This is a genomic window from Alicyclobacillus tolerans, from assembly GCF_900142255.1.
GTDB classification, from domain to species: domain Bacteria; phylum Bacillota; class Bacilli; order Alicyclobacillales; family Alicyclobacillaceae; genus Alicyclobacillus_I; species Alicyclobacillus_I tolerans.
Genome location: NZ_FRAF01000005.1, coordinates 20,459 through 44,870, shown reverse-complemented (window position 1 = coordinate 44,870; position 24,412 = coordinate 20,459). Strand labels below are relative to the sequence as shown.

Here is a 24,412-nt window from a genome sequence, read left to right as displayed (position 1 = left end):
ATCTCCTTTACAATCATACATTTTTAATACTTTTGGAAACCCAATCAAATTTTAATTTATGAAGAAATAAAATAATTTGTATAAGACATTGAACCATCCAAATGCTCAAACGAGCATGGTTAGAATTTTTTCGAAAATAAATATCCATGGAATTATAAAAGGAATGCAAACTTTTCTTTGATTTTTTTCCTCCATTACCGCCCTTCACATGAATAGATGTCGTTTCACCTAAATACCAAATCAAAAATCCTCTATCTTTTAATCTCTTACAAAAATCAATATCTTCACCATACATAAAATAATCTTCATCTAATCCAGATAGTTCCCGATATAGACTCGTGCGTGTTAATAGGAATGCTCCACAAATACAACCTACTTCACAAGAAATATCATCTGGTAAATAGGTCAAATTGTAACTGGCAATCCATTTTGCTTGAGAAAATCTTTTAGCCATTCCTGAAAATTTCATTGCTGAATTCCATAATGTAGGAAGTGAACGCTTGCAGGCTAAATCAAGTTCACCATTTGGCATCCTTAATTGACAGCCAACCGCCCCTATATCTTTTCTGTTTTCAAGAACATGCAAACATTTTTCAATAGCATCCTTTCCTACATAACAATCTGGGTTGAGCAATAACAAATACTCTCCCTCAACATTCTCCGCCCCTCTGTTATTCGCAAAAGCATAACCAAGATTTTTATCTAGTCTCATCGACTTTACACTATAGAAATTCTCTTGATACATATCCAATAATTTTTTTGTATACTTCCAATCTTCCATTCTTGATGCATTATCCACCAATATGATTTCCAATTGATCTGCCAAGGAACAATCCGCCAAATGTTTTAAGCATGATTCTAATACTTTTGACGATTGATAAGTAACTAAGAGTACTGAGACCATTTAGCTGCTCACCTCCCGCCATTCTGAATTTTCCCGATAAAAAGCTTTCTTTTGTATGACAAAATGATATTGTTTAAATATTTTTTGTAATATCTGTGTGGCTAAACTTGGATGAACAATGAATATTCTCATCAACCTAATGAACTCTACCATCATACAAAGGAATTTATAGAGTGGGTTCTCTGCGTATGTCATCAATAGCGCAATTTGATTGGCAAACGAATGAATTATTGCTAGTTGAGAAGGCGGTGAATTCTTTTTCCATCCCCGATTATGGTAGGCAACAGCATCAGCAATATAGTAAAATTTCCATCCGCGAATTTGTGAACGCCAGCAAACATCAACATCTTCTTTGTAAATAAAAAAAGATTCATCAAAATAATTTCCATTCCACATTTGAATATCCATGAACATAGGTAAAAAATAAATTGCAGCAGCACCGCAAACTCCCCAAACCTCATTTGAAGAACTGTTAGAAGGAGAATCTTTACAATTAGCACCGCGATCGAAAACATGAAAAAACGGGCCTTTAACCAAGCCTGTGCTATCAATAATCTGGTTGTCTGGATTTTCTTTACCCCTAAGCAATTTCCCCGTAAAACCACCTGCATCCGGAAAATCATGTATACGATACATGATCTTTTCAACATAATCAGGTAATAGTTCGACATCCGGATTGATGGTCATGACCCATTCTATATCAGATTCCAAAGCATTTTGGAAACCAAGATTATGCGCAGCAGAATATCCAATATTTCTCTGATTTTCAATGACTTCTATATCCGGAAAAAGAGCATGTATTTTGGAAACTGTTTGATCGGAAGAATTGTTATCTATGACTAAAATTCTTATAAGTTGATATGTTTGATGAAGAATAGATAATAAGGTGCGTTCTATCCAATTTTCATGATTATAAGTTACCATTTGCACCTGTACGAAGGGTTGATTAGACGATGAATAGTCTGCCAATCCAGATTTTTCATCTTTCTTTTCAATACGCATTCTCATCCACAAACCCTCTCGTCAGCGTTTTCCAGACGATTTGAAAATCAAGGAGCAATGACCAATTTTCAATATAATCGATGTCAAACTTGATTCGCTCCGCTATGGAAGTATCGCCACGCCAGCCATTGACTTGCGCCCAACCTGTAATACCCGGACGCACACGGTGTTTGACCATGTATTTAGGAACTTCCTCCTTGAACTTATCGACAAACTGAGGACGTTCTGGACGCGGGCCAATGACACTCATATCGCCAATCAAAACATTCCAAAATTGCGGCAACTCATCAAGACTGGTTTTTCGCAGCCACTTGCCAAGCGCTGTGCGCCTTGAATCGTTGGGAACCGTCCAACCCAAATCCGCTTCCAACTGAGTGACCGCCACTTCATGGTTGCCATCAACATTCTCAACAACCGATGAAACTGAGGGATTCACCACCATGGTACGAAACTTATACATGGTGAACAAGCGGCGGTTTTTGCCAACTCGCTCCTGTTTAAATAAGATAGGACCAGGAGAGGTCAGTTTGACCGCCAGTGCAATAGCCAAATAGAGCGGAGACAAGCCTACTAAAACAAGTACAGAAAATAAAATATCAAACGCTCGCTTAAACATAGCGTTGAGAGCGTCATCCAGTGGCACATAGCGCGTATCAATCAACGGCATACCCGCGAATGTCTCAAAGCGTGGACGAGCAGGCAGAACATCGAAATAATCAGGGAGAATCAGCGACTGCACGCCATGTGTTTCACAAACACTCATGACATGCGGAAGATAAGACACATCCTGGCGGGAGAGCGAGATAAGAACGTGATCGACCAAATGCTCATGAAGCACATCACCTAGATTGTCTATAGAATCAAGAACTGGCAAGGCAGGTTTTTCACGAGTGATAAAACTTGCCCCCTGCGGTAAAACACATCCTAGTACATGATAGCCAAACCAGGGATGCGCATCCATGGCTTCAATAAACCGCGCTGTGGCAGGCGTATAACCTACGAGCAAAATAAATTTCTTGTTAAAACCGCGACTGCGCAGCAAACTGAGCGCACCGCGGACAGCTATTCTCTCCACAACAATGAGCGCCGCATAGACAACTGCAAATAAAATCAGAACGGCACGCGAAAATTGAGCCAAATGGAGAAAATAGAGCAAACTCATGAAAAACAACATGCCAAAAAACAGCGAACGAATGAGCGCCGCACCTTCTTGAAAAAAAGTGCGAGAACGAATTGGCTTATAAAGACCACCTATCCAGTTAGCCAGCCAGAAGAGCGGCAAACTGATTAAAATGGCCGGCAAAAAGCTAGCCAATGGTTCGTGTCCGCGGTAAGGAAGAAGTCCAGTATCAAATTTGATACGCCAAGCGACAAAAAACGACAAAATGACAATGCAGGCGTCTATGACCTGAAACATACGATTCCAGAAGACCTGGTAGGTTCGAAACAACGGTTTCCCTCCTGCGCCTTCAACCCTTTACCATGCTTGTTCTATCTCTTTACTCAGGTTATCCGAAATTTTAAGATTTGACAAAGTTTCACTGTGTACAGTATAGCGAAGTGATCAACTTTTTTGAAGGTGATTCTAACGTGTCAATGAAAGATTCTGTCAAACTGTGTTTTGACTTCTATGATGAAAACAATCAGCCTGAACAACTTTGCTTCTCACAACCGATCAAAATTTTTGCCGCACACCAGTTATCCGAAGTACGGCCTGTCCTCCAAAATGTTGAATTATGGAGTCGCTCGGGCTATTACGCAGCCGGTTTTCTGAGTTATGAAGCCGCCCCAGCTTTTGACGACGCTTATCAAGTCTGTGCGCAGCAAACAGAACTGCCACTAGCTTGGTTTGCCATTTTTGCGGACGTCCAGCATGGACATTCAGCTGCAAAATCTCCGCAAACCGCTTCCATAAATTTGCCCAATCAATGGACGCCGTCCAAGACGGAACAGCAATTTGCGGATGATCTCGATACTATAAGACGGTTGATTGAAGCCGGCGAAACCTATCAGATGAACTACACTTATCGGTTGCATACCATATTGAATGAAAATCCGCAGACTCTCTATGAATACTGGAAAGAACAGCAAAATTGCCCGTATGCAGCTTATTTGGAATTTCCCGGTTGGCGTCTGCTTTCTTTCTCACCCGAACTGTTTTTCCGTACCTCTGCATCTAGAGAAAGTTCTGAACGTATTCTTTTGACCAAACCGATGAAAGGAACCGCAGAGAAAGGTCGATGGCTGGAGGAAACCTTGTACAACAGAGATTGGTTGAAGCAATCCGAAAAAAATCGAGCGGAAAATTTAATGATTGTCGACTTGCTGCGCAACGATATGAGCCGGATTTGTAAAATCGGCAGTGTACATGTACCTGTGCTGTTTGAAATTGAAGAATATCCTACCGTTTGGCAAATGACCTCCACCATTTGTGGAAACTTGCAACCCAACGTCCGTTTGGAAGACATTTTTAGCGCCTTGTTCCCTTGCGGGTCGATTACTGGAGCGCCAAAAATTCAAACAATGCGGCGTATTGCTGAATTGGAAGCTGAACCACGCGGAGTTTACTGTGGAGCTATTGGCTATGTCAAACCAGGCGGAGATGCGTTATTCAACGTGGCCATTCGTACCGTTACATTGCATCAAGAGGGTAACACTTGGCAAGCCGAATACGGTGTTGGCGGAGGCATAACCATAGATTCTACACCAACCGAAGAGTGGCGTGAGACTCAGGCGAAAACAGCATTTCTCAGACAAAATCGTTCACCTTTTTACCATAAGGAATTTGCTTTACTAGAAACACTCTTACTGCAAGATGGACAGTTTGTGCTATTAGAGGAACATATGGAAAGATTGCGATCATCCGCAGCCTTTTTCCATTTCCCTTTGCCAGAAGAACGCATTCTTGCTGATTTGCATTCACTGAGCATCGCCAATTTTCATGAAGCAGCTTTGCGCGTACGTCTGACTGTGGATGCAAAAGGAGGATATGATATCAACTTTCAACCTACAGAACGTATGCACGGTAGAACCGATGCACTGCCAAACCCAGAAAGCACCAGGCAAAACCCTGTCTTAAAAATCATCCTTGCCCAAAACCCCGTGGACTCAACAAACTTGTTTCTCTATCACAAAACAACCTATCGAAACCTTTATCAAGTACACGTTTCAACCAATCCTAATGTACTTGATACTTTACTTTGGAATGAGCGTGGTGAAGTAACTGAATTCACGATTGGTAATTTAGTCGTATGGGATAAGGGTCGCTATTGGACACCCCATCGCCATTGTGGCCTTTTAGCAGGTACGCTGCGCCAACATCTTATAAAACGAGGACTTGTAGAAGAAAGCGTGCTAACGTTGAACGACGTGTTGCATGCGGAGCATCTATGGTTTATCAATTCGGTTCGCGGATGGAGAAAGGTTGAAATATGCAAAAATATTTAATTATATTCTATTTTTTATAGACAAGCCCGAATAGAATGATTATGATAAAAACAAATTTAAGAATTAAATTTAACATGTGTCAAAGGCAAACCTGTGGAAATGCAGGGACGCAAAGCTAAAGGGGCTAAAGCGAGAGAATCGCCATGCTTGCCAGTTGCCACTCATGAATGATTACGTGGTTTAACTGGCAATCAGGTGTCCTCCAGCCTGTCTGCCAGTTTTTCTTTTCTTTTCTTTCAAGCCAGATTCAATCTTACTGGCTTCATCCATCGAAGTAAAAGGGGTTGGGTAAACTTGATGAAGAAATGGTTCAGTCAATTACAGCCAGACAAAAAATCTCTCCTTACCGGTGCAGTCGTTGGTACGCTCTTTGGCTCGCTGCTTGCGGGAGGTGCTGTGTTTGCAGCTACCAGCAACTTTGTCCAGGCTCAGAAAGAAATCGCAAATTACGACGGCATCAAGGGCAGTGCTCTTGTTTATGGCGGCACAACTTATGCTGAACTTTATGCCGTACAGCAAGTGCTCCAAAAACAAGGTATTGTGAACCAGTGGAATGGCGACGTCAAAAACTTCTCTATGGATTCTCCATCACAGAGCCTACAACAACTTTCCAGTGAGAACAGCAACCTAGATCAACAGGTGGGAGATTTTAAAGATATTCTAAAAAGTATTGAGAAACTTCCGAGCAATGACCAGCAACAAGTATTGAATCAATTAAATGGATTGCTAAGCAGTACGAGTACGTCCACCAACACGAGCACATCGGATAACAGCACGAGTGATTTAAATGTTTGGGCCAAAGGATTGTTAAGAGCTGAACAAGAAACAGAAGGAAATCCGGGCAACGCAAACTCAGTTCTGCAAAACCTGATTCAACAATTTTCTCAAAAACATGGAGATCACGGCGACAGTCAAGATCATCAAAATGATGGACAAGACGGACAAAACAATTCACAACAGAATAACGGCAGTGATTCAGGAGACGGGTCAACCACAGGATCAGTATATGGCAATACAGGGGATAACTCCGGAGATTAAAGGGTAAAAATGGCATTTGACCGTGTACTGCTATGATAAGCAATATCTCGCCAACAGAGAAACAAGCGGTTTCAACGTTTCAGCAAAGATTCCAACTTTGGCGAAACAAACCGGTACACGGTCAATTGTCCTTTACGCTCATGTTTGGATTGATGCATAGCTTCGTTTGCAGCCAAAATCAAGTCTTCCAGCGACTCCACTTGCACCGGATAACAGGCCGCCCCTACACTAACCGCGCCCTCAATGGTCTGCCCAGCGATGGTATATTGTCCACTCAACGCGCGAACGAGACGTTGTCCTACCAGATTACACTCTTCCAGTCCGTGTATTCGGCAGAGCACAATAAATTCATCTCCACCGTGGCGCACAACCACATCTCTTTGGCGCACCGCTCCACGTAAACGTTCTGAAAATTGCACCAAAAACGCATCGCCTGCGTCATGACCATAACGATCATTGATAAATTTAAAATTATCGCAGTCAATATAAAAAAGTCCATATGTTGCGCGAGAATTACGAAGAAGTCGCAGGCACCGATCTAAGTATCGACGATTGTGGAGCTTAGTCAGCGGATCGCGATAGGCAGCCTTTTTCAGTTTCTTTTCATAGCGTTTACGCTCAGATATATCACGTATAGTTAGAAGAAAATAGCGATGCTCAGCAAGCCGCTGCGGAAGAGGGTCAACAACCACTTCGCCGCACCAGCCTTCAAAATCCATATCCATTACATGCCGCCCGCTGTTTTGCGTTACAGTGCGCATAAGTGGAATGAGTTGTTCGAGCACATGGATACTGTGCACATCATGCAAAGAACGTCCAGTAAGTCCCTGCCATCCCCCAATACGCGCTTCCGCTGATGGGTTGCCAAAAATGTAAGTATACTCACCATCTGGCCCCTGGCGGACAACTGCCAACGGATCGGACATATGTTTGAGAATGTCGGAAAGCAAATCCAAGTGTTCGTACAGCGCTAATTGCGCAGCATCACTCGCGGCCATTTCCAGCCCTTCCTCTCCTAACCGCTCACTGGTTTCCATCGGTGAACGGCGACGATGAACAGCATCTTCACCAGAGAGGGCAGGATTTACTTCACGTCGAACCTTGGGTGGCCATTCCTTGGAGGCATGGGCATCCTCAGAATTCAACAAAGATTTGGCTTGTGGAATTTTGAGCACGTCCATTTCCCCTTTTCCCTCCGACAATCTCTCATCTTTTTTTATAAATACTAGTCGTTGTATGGAATATCCACTAATGGGAAGACAAACTTTCTCCTATTGTACAGTTAGCTTATAGAATTCTCAATATCTTATGCACAAAAGGTTCATTCTATTTTTAGAATTAAAAAATCCCCCGCAAAACTAGGACACTGTCTTGCGGAGGATCGATCTATATAGAAAGCACATTACTTCAGGGAATTCAGATCTTTTTGCAAGTCTGAATAGTAAGCGTTGGATTTTGGCACTACTTTCAAAGCCTGTTGAAGAGTTTGCTTGGCTGCTTGTTTTTGGTTCAGTTGTATCTGTACGAGATATAAGTTAAGCCACGCAACTCCGTATGTTGGACCTATTTGTGTAGCTTTTTTGTAATACGCTAAAGCCTGGCTTGGCTGTTTCAACCCCCGGAAATAGACATTACCTATATTGTTTAAAGGAATTGGGTCTTTAGGGTTTAATTGAGCCGCCTTCTGATAATAAGTGATGGCTTTCTCAAACTGCTGGTTATCAAAAGCACTAATACCTGCATCCATCTGCGCCTTCTCGCTCTTAGGTTGCGCCTTGGCCGCGTTCTCAAATTTTTTAAGATTTGCTGCGCCATAATATGCGGTAGCGCCTACCATGACTCCTCCGGGTGTCTTGATGGCCTGGTTAGCAGTCTTTTGAACTTGCTTGGCCGCTTGATTGGCAGTTTGATTGACAGTGCCACAACCAGCAACTAGACCGAGTGTAGCTACAGTTGTCAGGGACAAAAGAAGTTTTTTCATTTTTCTTGTCACCTCTCCTCGCTTTGGGCTTGTCTCAGAAATATTTCTCTGTATGGAAGCACTTAGCCCATGCTTGCTAGCCCGAATGCTTAATGAAATGCAAAACAGACTGCGATTCATTTCCAGCCCTTCTTACTATAACCGAGCTTGTCCAAAGGGCAAAGTCAAAAAGGCTCGGTTTCAACAAAATGTGACATTTTTCGATCTAGCTTTCCTTGCCCCGTGATACAATACACATGATTCGAACACAGTATTGGAGGAATTGTCCGTTGCAGTCATCCAGCATCCGAAATTTGAGTCAACATCTTTTTTGGATTGCGCTATCCGCTTTCATTGCCTGGATGCCTTTTTATAACAATGGCGTCTTTTTTAGCCGCGGTCACGCGCATATCGATCTCGTTTTGCTTATTCTGCTTTCATTCTATCTTGTCTTTCGAATCATTTCTTGGTTTGTGGACAAGCCCTCAACCGGGGAAAAACCTTTATACGTACATCTAAGTTGGTTTGATGTAGCTTTTGCTGTGTATGTTATCCTTTATCTCCTCTCGCTTTTTTATGCAGCCAGCCTGCCGCTGGCAGTTGAGGGCGCTCTGGATGCTTTAGCGCTTATCTTTCCCTTTGCGCTGATGCGTAATTATGGGCACTTCTCGCTTGCATCAACTTATCTATTGTGTGCACTCGGGATTTCGTCTATAGGTATCAATGCTATTGGCTTTGCCAACGGCTGGGGGCAACTATTATTTCCAAGCGCTATCACTCTTTCACCAAGTCTGCAAGTATCGTCTGTTTTCCAGTACCATAACACGTACGCGTCATTTGTAACGGCGATTGGACTTGGACTAATGGCGTATTGCGCACTTTCACCACGATGGATTATGTTGCGCGCGTTTTTTACAGGCATGGCCGCTCTTGATTTTGCTGGCTTGCTTCTTTCTGATTCTCGTGGCGCATTACTGTTTTTTGTTATTGTTCTCATCTGTCTTTTGATTGGACTAAAGACACAAGAAGGCAGCCAGGTTGCCCGTTCGCGATTTCTGCTCTTTTTTGCCGCTGCATGGGTGGGAGCTGGTTTATCTTACACGCTTCTACGCTCAGCCATTTTGCATCAGGATGTTGGTAACGGCTGGGTTGCCTTTGTCATTGGAATCGTACTGCCATTCTTTTTAGTTCTCGCTTTTTCTGTTCCCTTTCGAGACTATACGAGCGTTCTCCTATCTGCCAAAAAAACTCTACCTGTCATTACCATTGTCTACATGATCGGTATCCTTGGCATAGCAGCTATGAAGTCAAAAAGTTTTCTACACAAGATTCACAGCTATCATGTCCATCAATTGTCAGTCATACAACGTTTTATTTTCTGGCGAGACGGATTGCGCATTTTTGCCTACAACCCTATCAGTGGAAAAGGTTACGGAGCATGGGCAGCTATGTTTGAAAGAGTAGAATCCTACCCATATTACAGCACGCAGGTACACTCGTTTTTCATGGACACCTTAATGAATATTGGCATCTTGGGAATCTGTGCCCTGCTCTTCGTCTTATGGCCACTCTTGCGAACTGTGATTGCCCCATGGCGCACCATTCTTGAGACAGATGTCTCTATTGCTGGCAGACGGGCACTATCCGTTATGGCTTTGATGCTGTTTGCCCACAGTCTGATGGATTGGGATTTTGCTTTTCTTTCCATGGAATTTCTGTTTTTCCTCGGTGTCGGATCTGCTTTTTCCTTGCGTTCACATCTATCTGGACAAGGATTCTCTGTTCCTTTACATGGTTGGTTGATGCGAACGGCAACGACAATCACATGTCTGCTTTGTCTGGCTGGATTGTATCAATCAGCGCAAACTGTCCACGCAGAGAATTTAGTGCGAAACGCAAACGCCACACTCAGCGGAGAGGGACGCATCAATCTATACGCTGAAGCCGTGCATATAGTCCCTTACAATACAACCTATTTAACAGATGAAGCCAACGCATTTTTGGCAAACGGATCAAGCCAACAGAATTTGCAACAAGCCATCTCTATTTTGCAAAAAACTTTACATTTCGACCCATATAACGCTACAGTGCAATCTCAATTGGCGACCATCGCTTTTGAGGATAGGCAGTATTCTCTCGCCTACGAGGCTGCAGCGCGAGCTTTCCGTAACGCTCCTTTCTTCCCTTCAAATGTCAGTCTTGCGATTAACGCCGCCACCATTGACGGAATGCAAAAAGCTCCGAGTAATCCTAGCGTGGCAAGACAAAGACTTGTTGCTGCTCTCTCACTCTATCAGCAGTACCAAAAAAACTTGTCAATCGTTCAGCATTTGCCGCCCTATCTGCCGCCGATGCAACCGTATGTGCTCGATTCGTTCACCTTCGACTCACTGGCAACTGCAGAACTTGGCATTGGCAACAACCAGATGGCCATACAATTTGCCGCTAAAGAACTGACAAACAGCGACAAACATACTCGAGACGTAGCCAAAATGATAACTTTAATTGCCCAACAGGGAGGACTCCCCGCCCTTCAAAATCCTACTGTTCTGGCTTTTGTCAAAGAGCGGCAAAATCTGCATAGTAGCTATGCACTGCTTACGAACTTGCGATTCTTAATGCCCTAGTGAATTTTTTGAGCCACTCCGGTTCGATCCAGTTGTGAAATAATGGCGCACCGATTTCGGTGCGCCATTGATTTTTAGCTTAAATCATGAGTTAGAAAAGAGAAAATCACAGTATATTTTCTTGCGATTCCATACTGCCTGAAACAGAAGTCGAATATTTGACTACTTTTTCAAATTCAACAAATGGCATAGGTTTGCCTAGCAAATATCCTTGTATATAATCGCAGCCGTGTTGCTGTAGCCATTGCAATTGCGGTACTGTTTCTACTCCTTCTGCGACAGTGGAAATTCCTAGCTGACGAGCCAGTGTCAGCATCGAAGCCACAATTCGCTCATTGTCCCGATCCGGCTTGTCCACCTGAGCCAATTTACGGATAAATGATTGATCGATTTTGATGACATCCGGTCGAATATCGAGCAGATAAGTGAAAGAGGCGTATCCAGTGCCAAAATCATCAATGGCTATCATCACACCGAGGTCTTTCAGCTTTTTGATCATTTCCAGATGGACGGCACTGTTGAGCATGACGGTCTCTGTGAGTTCGAGTTTTACTTGAGAAGGAGGAATGATATGTTGAGAAAATAGTTTCAATAAATAGGGATAAAATTTCGGATGCTCCAATTGATGTACAGAACAATTAATCGAAAGTATCAATGGAGACTCCAAATTTTGACGATATAACGATGAGAAATCTTGAAAAGCCTGTTGTAAGACGTACTCGCCCAAGTCATGAATCATGCCTGTTCGTTCTACCACTGGAATAAATTCAGCAGGAGAAATTGCACCATTCGGTCCATTCAGTCGAAGCAAGGTTTCTGCAGCTACCAATTTCTGGTTGATATCAAAAATCGGTTGATATGCTAGATAAAATTGTTTTTCATCCATAGCATCTCTGAGCAGATTATAAAAATGCTGACGACGAAGTACATCCATGACCATCTGCGGATGATAACAAAGCTGAGATTTGCCGCTGCTACGTGCTAAGTGTAATGCTGTCAATGAACGTTCTATGGCTGAGTTGATTTTCTCAAAAGCATCTAATTCAACAATAGAATTGATATAGAGACCACCTATAATGCGTGGACGAAATAAAAGTGTCTGTGAAAAATTGTTTTTCTCTAATTTTTTCATCAATCGAGCAGCCCAGTTTGTAGCTTCTTCCTCATCCTGAATCGGATGAACGAGTAGAAATTCGTTCCGTTCTGACTGACCAAGATATATTTCAGTATCACAAGTTTGCGCTTGCAACATCAATTCTTCCATTACATGGTTAGCCATTTTCCAACCGTAAGCATCTGCCACAATGTAAAAATTATCAAACGAAATCGCAAGAAACAGTAGTTTTCTCTCATCTTGCAAACATCCAAAGACACTGCTGATTTTTTCTTGCAGCCAACTTTGATTGGGAAAATTCGTCCGGCTATCAAAATAAGCCAGATGATATAAAGCCTGTTCTGAACGAATCTGTGGCGTAATATCACGGCATATAGCAAACGCATAAACCTCATCCTGAACAGTCAGAAGTTGTGCTGTGACTTCAACAGTCAACAATTTACCACCCTTACAAACATGTACAGAATGGTACTGCTTAGGAACAGCCTCTTCCAAAGTTTCGAAAAAAGAAGAGAGCCGATTATGCAAATTAGGATGCACAATTTCTTTAGTACTTTTCCCTATCAATTCTTCTCGGGAATACCCAAGCATACAACAAGCAGATGGATTGACATCCAAAATCACACTTGGAGTTTTATAGGGATCTAGTTTGCAAATATAGAAGGCATCTTCTGTTAATCGAGAGAGAATAGAAAAATCCGATATAGAGAGCATGTGGTTTATGGCATCTTTCATGCTATTTGGAGAAGAGAGATTGTCCAGTCTTATCACCCCAATTGGGAAGTTAATCCGTATGCCGAAACGATTGAGGACAAATGATTCTCTACTCCAACCAACCTGATTTCTACATATTTTTACAACATTCAACAAGATTCGACATTTTTATTATGCAAAGGAAGCTATTGCTAGGAAATCACTGTCCAGATTGACTTTAACATGAAATTCACACAAAAGTATACTGTCTGTACCAGTTCTTGTTCCTCATTTCAAAAAAATTTAACTTTATATTCTAGGCATCCTATATTTGTTCACCTTTGGCATGTTTTTAGAGAACTATTTTAAGAAAAAAGAAACTGCCAAAAGGCAGACAAGCCTTGCTGGCAGCCGAAAATCACTGATAAACATTAATAGACCGATTTACTATTGATTGCATAGTTTTTGGTGCTCCATGTAAACCAACGAATCCCAATACTCGGTGCATGGCCATCACTCGGATTTCTTACAATGAGGCTGTCTGGCACCGGCAAGTTGCCAAGTTCAATCACCGTATTATTCGGATTGGTTGTATAGAATGTTAACCCGCGTATATCTGCAAGCGTTGGCATATACGACCCGTCCACTGGATCGACCACACCATCGATGTGAATGTACGCTTTGCCATCTCCATAAGTGACATGATAGCGGACATACTGTTGTACGACATTGTAATTCAATAATTGGCTGGTGGTTGCGATGAGCAATTTTTTCTGGTCGTACTGACCGGCTAGCAACCATAGAGCATCTATCGCATTCGGTGGTAAGGGCAATTTAGTGTTCAGAGCCTCCAAATGCTGGGCAATAATGCTGTAATCATGATGTTGCTCAAGCCATTCCAATTTTTGACGAGTAATCTGCTCCGACAAATCACCAACCGTCCAGTTCCATTCCGGTTGACCGTAGCGGTTCCATCCGTTGCTTGTGTACCTCCAGAAACCCCAAACTTTATCGCCATTGGGCAATCGCATAGGATAAATCATGGATGACATACCAAAATGGTCATTTGCTCCATCCGCCCAAATAAAGCGAACACCGTAAGGAATGGTCATATCAGCATGATAGTATGGCGACCACGGATTGGCTCCTTGTTGATATCGATAAAACCGCGTAAGTCCAAAATCCCCCATATCATCTACATTGCTTTGATTCCCATGATCTGTCCAAACAGTAAGGTAGTCTCCATTGGCTTTCAACGCTTGAATAGCCTGTGCTGCAAGCTCGGGTGAAAAACGAGTTTCAAACGGGTCTTTCATCGTGAAATCGCCCCACGAATGAAGCGTGTCTATCCAGCCTACGTGGATATAGTAGTTCAATATGCTTGCCGCATAGGGCTGATTACTGGTGCCTTTGAACCAGGAAAGTTCATGTGGTTTGCGAACATCACCGTAGTCGATAACTTTGTCAGTGTTACTGCCGTTATACATAAAGAAAGAATCTGCAAAAGGAATGCCTATGCCATAGTATCCAAAAGGCGTCATGTCGTGTGTATTGATAAACTCATGGATAAGATTGAATTTGCGCAGCGTCTCATGATCTGCATCTGATGAAATGGCGAGCATAGCCTGATAGGGATATGGAAATTTACGCATCCCCAGCACCTTCGGCGCCTGCTGCGTGCTAGGTTGCAAACTGAGTTCTTGCGTCATATTCCCAGGGTTGGTTTGAGGATGTTTGCTTTGCTGCAGTCCATAAATCCCTGTTCCAATAGCTGCCGCCGCAATAACACCAGCAGCCCAAACAGGCCAGATTTTTTTATTTTTCTTCATACAATTTAACCCCCGTAAAGAATGAAATTCCGCTTCCCCGTCGCCACTCTTTATCTTTTTCTCTACTGATTCGGATGATAGCACGGCTTGCTATAGGGCTCAATGACGTAAAAGATAAAACTTTTCTTATCTAATTTTCAGAAATAAAACGATTCAAATTGACAGGATTCGACCATTCCTGCTACAGTTTAACTAGGATCGTGTAACCTACCACTGTAGCCTATAATCTTATACCTCTTCCATTTTATTGCTATACACGCGCCTCAATTGCCTTGCGGACTCCATCAAAATCGACAGGATGTCGCACTCGGGCTGTTGGAGAATTTTTCTTGCGACGGTCGCAGTTTCTTGTTTTCCAGCGACCCTGTTGATTAGAGAGCCAAACTTGAGGATTCAACAATCCTGTTCATTCACAGCAAACTCCAGCAATCGGAGGTAGGTCATGAAAAAAACATCTCTTCTTGTCAGTCTTCCGGCCGTCATCATGCTAGCCGCATCGGTCAATACGGTGGAGGCAGCCACCCAGCCATCCGCATCGTCTATGACAGTTTCCAGTCACGCCAAAACCATCTATTTTAACCAGCAAAAAATTACACAAGCGTATGCAGTCGTGGCAAACGGCACCACCTACATGCCACTTTGGTATATTCAATATGCTTTGCAAAGCATTGGTGTCTCTTCTAAATGGATGCAAAATGTATGGTCGTTGCAAGTACCCTCCATTGTTCCCGTCAACGATTCCCATTTGCCACAGAAACCAAAAAAACTTTCGCCATCCACAGTTGTCATTCGTCTCAATCAAAAGACGGTTGACTACATTCCTGGTTTGGTTCATGTCGATCCGGCCAGTGGACAAGCTGTAGAATTCGTTCCAATTTGGTATGTGAGTCAAGTTTTGCAAAGATTTGGTGTACAAAGCGAATGGAACGGGAAATCTTGGTATCTTAGCAATCAAGCTAGTAGCGGTGTGACCGTTACCAGCACAACTTCCAGCAAAAGTTCTGAAAGCAGCCAGTCTTCTCAAAGCAAGCAAACAACAAGCAAAACGGGTAACAGCGCAAGTTCTACTAGCGGATCGGCCTCATCTGCCGCATCTTCTCAGCAATTATCAGATAACCAATCGAGCAGTACTCCACCTATACAAATGGTGAAGAAAACGATATCGTTTTCTGGCAATGTTATTTCTACACCTTATAGTTTCGTGGAAAACGGTACGACATACATGCCTCTCTGGTACGTAGGACAAGCTCTGAAAGCAGCCGGCATTGCAGGCACCTGGAAACCGGGTGAATGGTCGTTGCAAGCCCCTTCCAATATGACGGCTAAGCTTTCCAACCTGCCTTCCGTGCCAAAAACCCTTCCTCCCAATACGGCTATTGTCAAACTGAATGGCCAAGCCGTTTTGGTTGTGCCAACTTCAGTGCAAGTCGATCCTGATTCCAACAGCCCAACTACGTACGTACCCATCTGGTATATTCAACAGGTGCTCAAGCGCGTTAACTTGCAAACCACTTGGAATGGCAGTGAATGGAGTATTCCTGCTCCCAGTGCAACTAGTCCATCGAGCAGCGGCACAAGCAGCAAGAGTAACCCAAGTGGCAGTTCGCAAGGGAATAGCAGTCCAGACCCAAGTACCTCTGCGAATGGCAGTACCAGTTCAGGATCGGGCAGCAGCGGTGACCCACAGGGAGGCTCTAGCTCAACGCCCAGCAGTTCAAACGGAACCGATCCAAGTTCCAGCAGCAGTGGGACAAGCAATAACTCGGCAAGCAACGATCCCATTATTGCCCAATTCGGGGATACCGGACAAACTGTCCAATTGCTACAAAATGATTTAAACATTGTTGGAGACAATGTAGGACCCGTTGACGGAATTTTTGGCCCCATGACTGAGGGAGGGGTCAAAGCGTTCCAGCAATCCGCTGGTTTGCCTGTGACGGGTATTGTTGACCAGACCACTTGGCAGCAACTACAGGTAGCCACTTTACAAGCTGAAGAAAAAAATGGATTCCAATTCAACAACAATCCGCCACCTTCCAGTAACACGTCAGGAAGCAGCAGTTCTGCTGGCGGCACTTCATCAAACACTGGTTCCAGCAGTACGTCAGCAAATAACGGACCGAGCTTTACCAATGTGGATTTGCGTTTTCCAGCTCCTTCTGACGTTACGGCAAGCAGCATCGACAGCTACCTGTCGAGCAACGGATCGCCCATGACCGGCTTAGGAACTGTATTTATGCAGGCGCAGAATACTTACGGTGTAGACGCAAACTATCTTGTCTCGCACGCAATTTTAGAGAGTGCCTGGGGTAAGAGCCAAATCGCGCTTGCGAAAAACAATTTGTTTGGTTACGGAGCATACGACAGCAATCCAGGAAATGATGCTGGCATGTTCCCGAGTGAAGCGTATGCCATTCGTTTCCAAGCTTGGGAAGTACGCAACAACTATCTCGATCCGTCCGGCTCGCTTTACGTCTCACCCACCCTGACTGGCATGAACGTCAATTACGCAACCGATCCCAACTGGGCGACAGACATTGGCAATTTAATGAACCAATTTGCCACATCTCTGGGAAGCTCAGTCAATGACTATGTACAGTACACGCCGAATGACAACCCTCCACAACCTGCGTCTACAACAGAACCTGTCTTTTTGATGAATGGAGCCGTGGGCAAGGTTGTGGCCGATCCCGATTATAACGGCTTGCCTTATTACAGTTCGATGGGCGAAGGCGAATCGAACATGTTTTTTGGCACACTCTCTGAAGGATCCTTTGGCAGCAATGTCGCTTCCGTACAGGAGTATCTGAATCAAGTAGACAATGCTAATCTTACGGTAGACGGACAATTCGGACCGGATACACAAGCTGCTGTTGACCAATTTGAACAATCCCACAACCTTCCTGTCAATGGACAGTGGGATTACAGTATGTGGGCAATGTTTAACCCTGCTCCACCGCAAATGCTACAAAACGGCGCCACTGTTCAAGTTGAAGAGATGAAACAAGGAATGACTGGCGGCATTGTTACTGAATGGTATGACCTGGCCGGGTACGGTTGGGTAGACTCCAATTATATACAGTTACAGAATGTGTATCGCATTACCGTGCCTGACCCAACTTCAACCAACACAGAAGTAACCGTGTATAACGCTTCCAATCCGAGCCAAGTGTTGACTCAGTTACATGCGGGCAATTTTGTGGTATGCAATAACCCAGCGCCCAATAGCCAAGGCTATATCACCATTCAATTTGCCAATCAATTGACAGGACAAATGGAAACAGGGCTTATCTCTACCAATCAGGCTAGTTTGACACAGCAGCAATAACCATAGAGTTAGTAAAAATTGCCCATACGCAAAAAGGCGCCTGCCATCTCCATTGAACTGAGATGCAGGCGCTTTCCACTTTTCACAATTTCCGTCTATCCTCGCGATTTCGACGAGGGATCTTGATTTGACCGCTCATCCCACAGAAAGAGAAGAATTCTTAATATGCCGATGCCACCGAGAACTGCGCTTGTCCACAATATCCAGGAAACATCCCATGAACTTGATGTACGAAGGCTTGCCCAAATAATAAACAGTAAAATACCCGCTCCTAAAAACAACAAACCGTAGGTGACTGACCCAAACCCGATGGAAGTCTGAACATCCCATGAATCTATAGGCGTTTCATGATGATGATTTTTAGGAGGCAGCGGATTTTGAGTTGAGCCTTTTTTTTCATCTGCCTCTTTCTTCATATGTTCAAAGGAGCGGGAAGCTTTGGCCCAGTTCTCCATTTCTGCCTGGCGAGCCAGGTCATACGAGGCACGTCTCTCTGGATGACTTAAAATACGATAAGCTTCCTGCAATGCCTGAAAGCGTTTGGCTGCCAATTCGTCTCCTGCATGGCGGTCTGGATGCCAGACAAGAATTTGCTTATGATACGCTCGTTTGATTTCTGGCATGCCAGCGGAAGCTGATACTCCAAGCACTTGATAGAGTGAATCCGATAAAGGCTCATGGCAAATTCCGCAACGAGCCCTTTGCACAGCTTCCAGTTTAACGCGATTTTTTGCGCTACAATGCGGACAGAGCAAGACCCTCTCCACTCCGTTGTACTCCTCGCGTGATGACATTTACCGCTCCTGTTGATCTTCCGTTTGATTTTCTGCAATATGCTCTGGCTGTTGTTTCTTCTGTTCTGCCATGGAACGCAACGCGGCTCGATAAAAAGAATCACTGCTACCCGACATAACTGGTTTGCGCTCGGGAGAAGGTTCTAGTTCTTCCCGCGGAGCTTCACGAGAAATGAACGACGCGGTTGCCTCAAGGTTCTCTGCCGCTTCTTCTGTAAGCGGTGGGCGGTCGGTTGTTGTAGGAGCATGACCAGAATTTTCAACTTTCATAGCTTCCGAAGCTCGGTTCTCCTTTTTTCCCTGAGAGTTTTCCGAATTGGAATCCAGCGCACGCCAATTAAAGAAAATTAAAAGAATGCCAATTACAACAACTGCCAACACAAAAATAACCAGAAAATTCATGCTCTCTTCCCCCATCCGCCCATACGCAGTGTTCCAGCTGTAAACCATGGTTTATGCATGGTCAAATACCTTCCCCGCCACATCAGCCACACGTCTTCCAAGGACGCGACCGAGTACTAAAAACTCTTCCGCTGGTGCATTCATAGGAGCTGAAGCATCTTCTTCTACTGGGCAAGTTACACCAAGACCATAATAACTTCCGTACAATACGTTTTCCGGCACATTGCCTGGCAAGCCAACGATAATCATACCGTTGTGCAACATGGGCGTCAGTAAATTCATTAAGGTCATTTCAATGCCCCCATGAACAGTTGCAGTGGTACAAAAAGCTGCACCTACCTTGCCCACCAATTTGCCTGTTGCCCAGAGATGCCCTAATTGATCTATCCACGCTTTCAGTCCAGACGAAATAGTGCCAAAGTGTCCTGGACACCCCCAGATAATAGCGTCCATCTCCGTCAAATCACGCGGGTTGGCATCCTGGACATGATGCAAAAACACTTCTGCCTGCGGTTGAGTGCGCGCCCCTTCTGCAATCGCTTTAGCTAAAACTTCTGTATGGCCGTTTTCACTGTCATAAACGATATAAACTTTCACAAAGACGACCTCCTCACGCCGCATCACCCGAAACCATCTTATTCTTTCAGTCCTGGCTAAACCAAGCAATCAGTTGTAGATATGAATATTTTAACTTCTATATTATCTTGCTGACCCGATCTTATCGAAGCCTTATGGAAGAATCAACCTCACAATTTAAAACCCAAAGTAAACTTGTGCATGCTTGCAATATTTTTTTCACAAAAGTTTGCTATTAGGTTTCCCAATGACATTTCTTTCTTATCCATCGAGAATACATTTCAAACACTTTATTCTCCTGGCACCAAGACTATCCAATCATAACAGCCAATAAATTGAGATAAAAAGATGTTTTTAAAATTGTTCATTTCTTGACTCACCATTTTCAATGCAAATTTGATTATGATAAAAGAGTCGCTTCATCGATTTATATTTTTATCTTCCTATTCAAAACGCGGAGGAGCTTATGGCAAAAAAGAGATCGACCAAAACTAGGAGAAAAATGCCAGCCAGCCGACTTTGGTTTATTTCCGGCATGACCACTCTTGCGTTTACCAGTTTGATTTTACGAATGGGTTATTTACAGGTTGTGCAAGGCGCAACATACCGAACGGATGCCTCTAATGTAGCGGTTGTCTCCACTCCCGTTTTACCTCCACGAGGCTATATTTACAGCAGTAATGGCACCATACTTGCACGCGATCAATATATCTATGATGCCTATCTGGCCAGAGTCCCCCATGTGCACCAAGATTATCGGAAAATGGCTGAATTATTGGCTCCCATCTTTCATACGACAGTTCAGAAACTTTTACAAAAAATGAACACCAGTCCGTTATCCCCACAAGTAAGGATTGCACAAAATTTATCTTATACCGCCATTTCTTATATTTCTGAACATCATCATCAACTCCCCGGTATTGAGATTCAAACTGATTATGTACGCCAATATCCACTAGGCGACTTGGCCGGACACATTCTCGGCTACGTGGGACCTATTACCCCACAAAATGAATCGTATTATGTCAATAAACTCCATTATTTAAATAACCAAACAGTCGGTGAAACGGGTATCGAAGCAGAGTACAACAAATATTTAGAAGGAAAAGCTGGATATGAGCAGTATTTAATACACAGTAATGGCAGTGTTAAAAGTTTGGGTCTATTACCCCCGCCTCAATCGGGGGATAATATCCAACTTACCATCAATTCGGCTTATCAAGCAGAGGCGCAAAAGATTGTTTCGGATTTTATTCAACGAGACGATGTGATGCGATATGAAATTAATTCGGCATCTGCCGTAGTTTTAAACGTCAAAACAGGCGCCGTATTGGCTTTGGTCAGTTATCCATTCTACAATCCAAATTGGTTTGTGGATGGAAACTTAATGAAACATGAAAAATATCTTAACCAAACTTCAGCCTTAATTGATAATGCGATTCAAAGCCCTGAATACCCTGGTTCGTCTGTTAAACCTGCCAATGCACTTGCAGGATTGGAGACGGGAACGATTACCCCCAATACGATAGTGGATGATAAAGGCTATTTGAAGATTGGTAACCGCATCTTCCACAATTGGTATCTTCCGGGTTTTGGACCTGTCAATGTAATTCTAGCCCTTGAGCATTCTGACGATACTTTCTTTTATCAACTGGGCATGTGGTTTGGCGGCTGGACAAACCAGCACTATCCGAATCACGAATCCTATACGCAATGGGTTAAAACTCGATTTGTTAAAGCGATGGATACCATCTTTGGCTGGGAATACAAGTTTGGGCTAGGTCAATTAACGGGTATCGATCTTCCCGGAGAAGTCAAAGGACAATTCTACGAAGAAGACACAAAGAAAAATTATGAAGAAGTGCCTTACCCTTTGCTCAAAGCAGAGGCAAGTATGAAAAAGTATGGGTACTTCAACAACTGGGGAGCTTTACCAGACTTGGCATTTGCTGATATTGGACAGTCCCAAGAGTTTACGCCGATTGAAATGGCCCAATATGTGATGACACTTGCCGACAAAGGCGTGAAGTATCGACCCTATATCCTTAAAGCTATTTACCCGGCCAATGAAGTGCCTGGAGCACCAGGCAGCAAACCTATCTATACTATGCATCCGAAAGTTCAGGCTCGCATTCAACTCAATCCCAAAGATTTACACGCTGTATATCAAGGCATGTATCTCATGGCCAATGCTCCAGGCGGTTTGCTGTATCAAGGAGGATTTGCCGGATCGCCCTACCATGCAGCCGGAAAAACGGGAACTGCACAAATTGTGCTGAATGGCAAACGCGTAGACGATTCTGTGACCATTGCTTTTGCGCCCTTTCATCACCCACAGATTGCTATTGCCGTAATGGTTCCCGGCGGTGGAGCAAGTACGACTACAGCGTCCCATATTGCGCATCGACTCTTTAACGCTTATTTTGAGATGCACCATGAATATTTCCCTCAAAGTCAGTGGCTTTCCGATCATTTTCAAGCAACTGCCTGGCTGCACTCCTTTGCTTACAAGCAACCTGAAGAAGGTGTGTTGCCCTAAGAGCGGATCGAGAACATGGTTCTCTCTTGTTTTATCTCTTCGATAAGCATGAAACTTGACTTTTAGGAAATGGAGTTGCGTTATCCTATGTTTGTAAGACGTGCCGTCCGTTTCATTTTATACAGCATTATGGCGGTTGTGTACGCGTTTGTGTTGGGCTCCCTTTTGCTTTTCCATGGGCCATTTCCAGCAGTTCGACAATATGTGATTGATTCACTGGAAACCACCATGCATGGATATTTACTTGAACCATTGGCTTTAGATACACTTCCTGAAAAAGTCATTCAGTCGGCAAAACCTCATCTTCGCGACATCCAACAAGCATCAACGCATGTCGTGCGAGAAAATTTTCTACATTCTAAAACGACTGCTGTCCGTATAGAGACTTATCACGGCAGCACATACACTGCCGATATTATGTTTATTCCCGATCCGACCCGTGTTCGAGTGGGAGTCACAAAGTATATCGGTAAATTTGGCATGACCTTGAGTGAAATGTTGAACTATTACCATGCTATCGGCGGCATTAACGGCGGAGCTTTTCAGGATGTCCAGCACTGGCGGGGAACTGGCGGGTCGCCTCAAGGTATTACCATTATGGACGGGAAAGTCATTACCGATCAACAATCCAGTAACCAAACCGTCATTGCCTTAACCAACGAAGGTCAATTAATTACTGGCCCATACACCTTGTCACAATTGCAAAAACTGCATGTAACGCAGGCGCTGACTTTTGGACCTACGCTTGTTCAAAATGGACAAGGAATGATCAAAAACGGCAATGGTGGATGGGGATATGCGCCACGAACCGTGATTGGACAAAAATCTGATGGAACATTGATTTTTATTGTGACGGATGGTCGAGGTATTCACGGCCCTAACGACATTGGCGCCTCACTTCTGCAAATGCAAAATTTAATGTTGCGACTTGGAGCTGTTACTGCCGCCAATTTAGACGGCGGTTCATCGAGTACAATGATGTATAACGGGAAACTTGTCAATCAACCGACAGACGTGTTAGGTGAAAGAGAAGTCGCCACTGCTTTCTTAATCTTTCCAGCCGGTAATTGAAAGGTATGATTGATTATGGCAAGGACTGTAAAACGTTCACATACTGTCATGGCAATACCTAAACAACAGAAACCACAAAAACATGCGCAGAAACAAAGACATTTAGGCAGACGCATGTTCATGGTGGCAGCTGTCATTGCTGTTGCGGAATTTTTGTTTTTTCAACACTATAATGCTCTATTGATTCATTCCGAACAGAGAGCACAAAAGGTTAGTTTGCAACTGAACCAGCAGCAGCAAAAAATATCTCTGATAGCCCAACAACATCTAGACTCTATAGAGAAGTTATATTCTCCTTTGGTATTGACTTCACCCAATCGAAATTATGTGGCTTATGTCAATTCCAATGGCACGCTCAAAATCAAAAACTTATCTACCGAGAAATTGCTCTACTCGAAAACATTTTCCAATCCGATCACGTTTTTGCGCTGGATTCGCAATGATGAAGTTTTTGTAGGCGAAAATGATGGTAATGGCCAATTGGTTTTAAAGACGGCCAATCTCTTGACAGGTTCTACTCGCTTAATTCAAACGTTTGCTGGTCTTTCCCCTAATGCGCAGTTTCTTAAAATTACGGATAGTCCTTATACCAACGACATGTACATTTTAATTGCCGACTCAAGCAGCAGTGTAGTCTATCACTACGATACAGATGGAAATATGTTTCAAACCCATTTTGGCGGTTTAGATATCCGCAATATCTCTGTTTCAGAAACGGGAGATATTCTCTACTTTGAAGATTACGCCGGCGGAACATTTAATGTTGGATATTTAACACAAAGTCCCCATCTCAATCACTGGTCCGTACATTTGATCCAGCAAAACGCTGGTTTGATAGGATGCGTAGGAAATACTTTTTATTACGCCGCTATCAATCAGCAAGGTTTAGCTACTGCCGTCTACAAATTTGATTTGCAAACCGGGCAGTCCACCTTGGTGGAAAATTTGCAAACGCCAACCATTGCTCGCTATATCGACATCACATCGACTGGAAAACTGCGAGTGTTAACCCACCCTGCCCATTACGCCATTCTGACAAACAACAGCAATGTATAAGTTTTGTGTCACAAAATAGCTCGCCATAACGT

At 43.6% G+C, this 24,412-nt stretch carries 17 protein-coding genes and 1 riboswitch; of the genes, 7 read left to right on the top strand and 10 right to left on the bottom strand.

The genetic code is table 11. The features are described 5' to 3' along the window. Positions 1–13: 13 nt before the first annotated feature. From BUA75_RS03900 to BUA75_RS03890, 3 genes are read right to left on the bottom strand one after another with little or no spacing between them, the layout of a single operon-like run. Complete coding sequence (locus tag BUA75_RS03900) at positions 14–904, bottom strand: glycosyltransferase (RefSeq protein ID WP_072873282.1); 891 nt, start codon at positions 902–904, stop codon at positions 14–16. Beyond that, a complete protein-coding gene (locus BUA75_RS03895; protein ID WP_072873281.1) occupies positions 905–1,912 on the bottom strand; it encodes a glycosyltransferase family 2 protein in 1,008 nt (335 codons plus the stop codon). It lies immediately after the preceding gene. Further along, positions 1,896–3,356, bottom strand: coding sequence for an undecaprenyl-phosphate glucose phosphotransferase (locus BUA75_RS03890; RefSeq protein ID WP_072873280.1), 1,461 nt, complete (start codon positions 3,354–3,356; stop codon positions 1,896–1,898). Before BUA75_RS03890 ends, BUA75_RS03895 begins: the two co-directional genes overlap by 17 nt. 146 nt (positions 3,357–3,502) lie before the next feature. Here BUA75_RS03890 and pabB point away from each other — a divergent pair, with 146 nt between their 5' ends. Continuing rightward, positions 3,503–5,353, top strand: coding sequence for an aminodeoxychorismate synthase component I (pabB, locus tag BUA75_RS03885; protein ID WP_072873364.1), 1,851 nt, complete (start codon positions 3,503–3,505; stop codon positions 5,351–5,353). Positions 5,354–5,427: 74 nt separating this feature from the next. Continuing rightward, positions 5,428–5,515, top strand: a riboswitch (cyclic di-GMP riboswitch). A gap of 132 nt (positions 5,516–5,647) precedes the next feature. Continuing rightward, a complete protein-coding gene (locus BUA75_RS03880) occupies positions 5,648–6,391 on the top strand; it encodes a hypothetical protein (RefSeq protein ID WP_072873279.1) in 744 nt (247 codons plus the stop codon). Between the two features lie 71 nt (positions 6,392–6,462). Here BUA75_RS03880 and BUA75_RS03875 read toward each other — a convergent pair whose 3' ends face one another. Beyond that, the gene (locus BUA75_RS03875; protein WP_165611942.1) at positions 6,463–7,566 is read right to left on the bottom strand and encodes a diguanylate cyclase; all 1,104 of its coding nucleotides are present in this window, start codon (positions 7,564–7,566) and stop codon (positions 6,463–6,465) included. Positions 7,567–7,793: 227 nt separating this feature from the next. Continuing rightward, positions 7,794–8,372, bottom strand: a complete 579-nt coding sequence (locus BUA75_RS03870; protein WP_072873277.1) for a tetratricopeptide repeat protein — start codon at positions 8,370–8,372, stop codon at positions 7,794–7,796. Positions 8,373–8,665: 293 nt separating this feature from the next. Here BUA75_RS03870 and BUA75_RS03865 point away from each other — a divergent pair, with 293 nt between their 5' ends. Then, the gene (locus BUA75_RS03865) at positions 8,666–10,978 is read left to right on the top strand and encodes an O-antigen ligase family protein (protein ID WP_207549701.1); all 2,313 of its coding nucleotides are present in this window, start codon (positions 8,666–8,668) and stop codon (positions 10,976–10,978) included. 106 nt (positions 10,979–11,084) lie between these two features. Here BUA75_RS03865 and BUA75_RS03860 read toward each other — a convergent pair whose 3' ends face one another. Both BUA75_RS03860 and BUA75_RS03855 read right to left on the bottom strand, forming a co-directional pair. Then, complete coding sequence (locus tag BUA75_RS03860; RefSeq protein WP_072873275.1) at positions 11,085–12,827, bottom strand: sensor domain-containing protein; 1,743 nt, start codon at positions 12,825–12,827, stop codon at positions 11,085–11,087. Between the two features lie 389 nt (positions 12,828–13,216). Next, the gene (locus BUA75_RS03855) at positions 13,217–14,614 is read right to left on the bottom strand and encodes a hypothetical protein (protein WP_242650242.1); all 1,398 of its coding nucleotides are present in this window, start codon (positions 14,612–14,614) and stop codon (positions 13,217–13,219) included. Positions 14,615–15,056: 442 nt separating this feature from the next. On the opposite strand from BUA75_RS03855, the gene BUA75_RS03850 reads away from it, so the two are divergent. Then, positions 15,057–17,942 (top strand): peptidoglycan-binding protein, encoded by a 2,886-nt coding sequence (locus BUA75_RS03850; RefSeq protein WP_072873274.1) that lies wholly within the window; start codon positions 15,057–15,059, stop codon positions 17,940–17,942. Positions 17,943–18,037: 95 nt separating this feature from the next. On the opposite strand, the gene BUA75_RS03845 is transcribed toward BUA75_RS03850, so the two are convergent. The 3 genes from BUA75_RS03845 to BUA75_RS03835 are packed head-to-tail and all read right to left on the bottom strand — an operon-like array spanning position 18,038 to position 19,735. Next, positions 18,038–18,736 (bottom strand): J domain-containing protein, encoded by a 699-nt coding sequence (locus tag BUA75_RS03845; RefSeq protein ID WP_083574055.1) that lies wholly within the window; start codon positions 18,734–18,736, stop codon positions 18,038–18,040. Continuing rightward, positions 18,737–19,138, bottom strand: coding sequence for a hypothetical protein (locus tag BUA75_RS03840; RefSeq protein WP_072873272.1), 402 nt, complete (start codon positions 19,136–19,138; stop codon positions 18,737–18,739). A 51-nt stretch (positions 19,139–19,189) separates the two neighbouring features. Further along, positions 19,190–19,735 (bottom strand): NAD(P)H-dependent oxidoreductase, encoded by a 546-nt coding sequence (locus BUA75_RS03835; RefSeq protein ID WP_072873271.1) that lies wholly within the window; start codon positions 19,733–19,735, stop codon positions 19,190–19,192. Positions 19,736–20,180: 445 nt separating this feature from the next. Here BUA75_RS03835 and BUA75_RS03830 point away from each other — a divergent pair, with 445 nt between their 5' ends. The 3 genes from BUA75_RS03830 to BUA75_RS03820 all read left to right on the top strand — a co-directional run bounded on the left by BUA75_RS03830 (position 20,181) and on the right by BUA75_RS03820 (position 24,380). Continuing rightward, positions 20,181–22,253: a peptidoglycan D,D-transpeptidase FtsI family protein gene (locus BUA75_RS03830; RefSeq protein WP_072873270.1), complete on the top strand. Its 2,073-nt coding sequence runs from the start codon at positions 20,181–20,183 to the stop codon at positions 22,251–22,253. Between the two features lie 87 nt (positions 22,254–22,340). Beyond that, positions 22,341–23,324 carry a phosphodiester glycosidase family protein gene (locus tag BUA75_RS03825; protein ID WP_072873269.1) on the top strand — a complete coding sequence of 328 codons (984 nt, stop codon included), beginning with the start codon at positions 22,341–22,343 and terminating at the stop codon, positions 23,322–23,324. Positions 23,325–23,372: 48 nt separating this feature from the next. Further along, entirely contained in the window at positions 23,373–24,380 is a 1,008-nt protein-coding gene (locus BUA75_RS03820; protein WP_129583511.1) for a hypothetical protein, read from the top strand. Positions 24,381–24,412 lie beyond the last annotated feature (32 nt).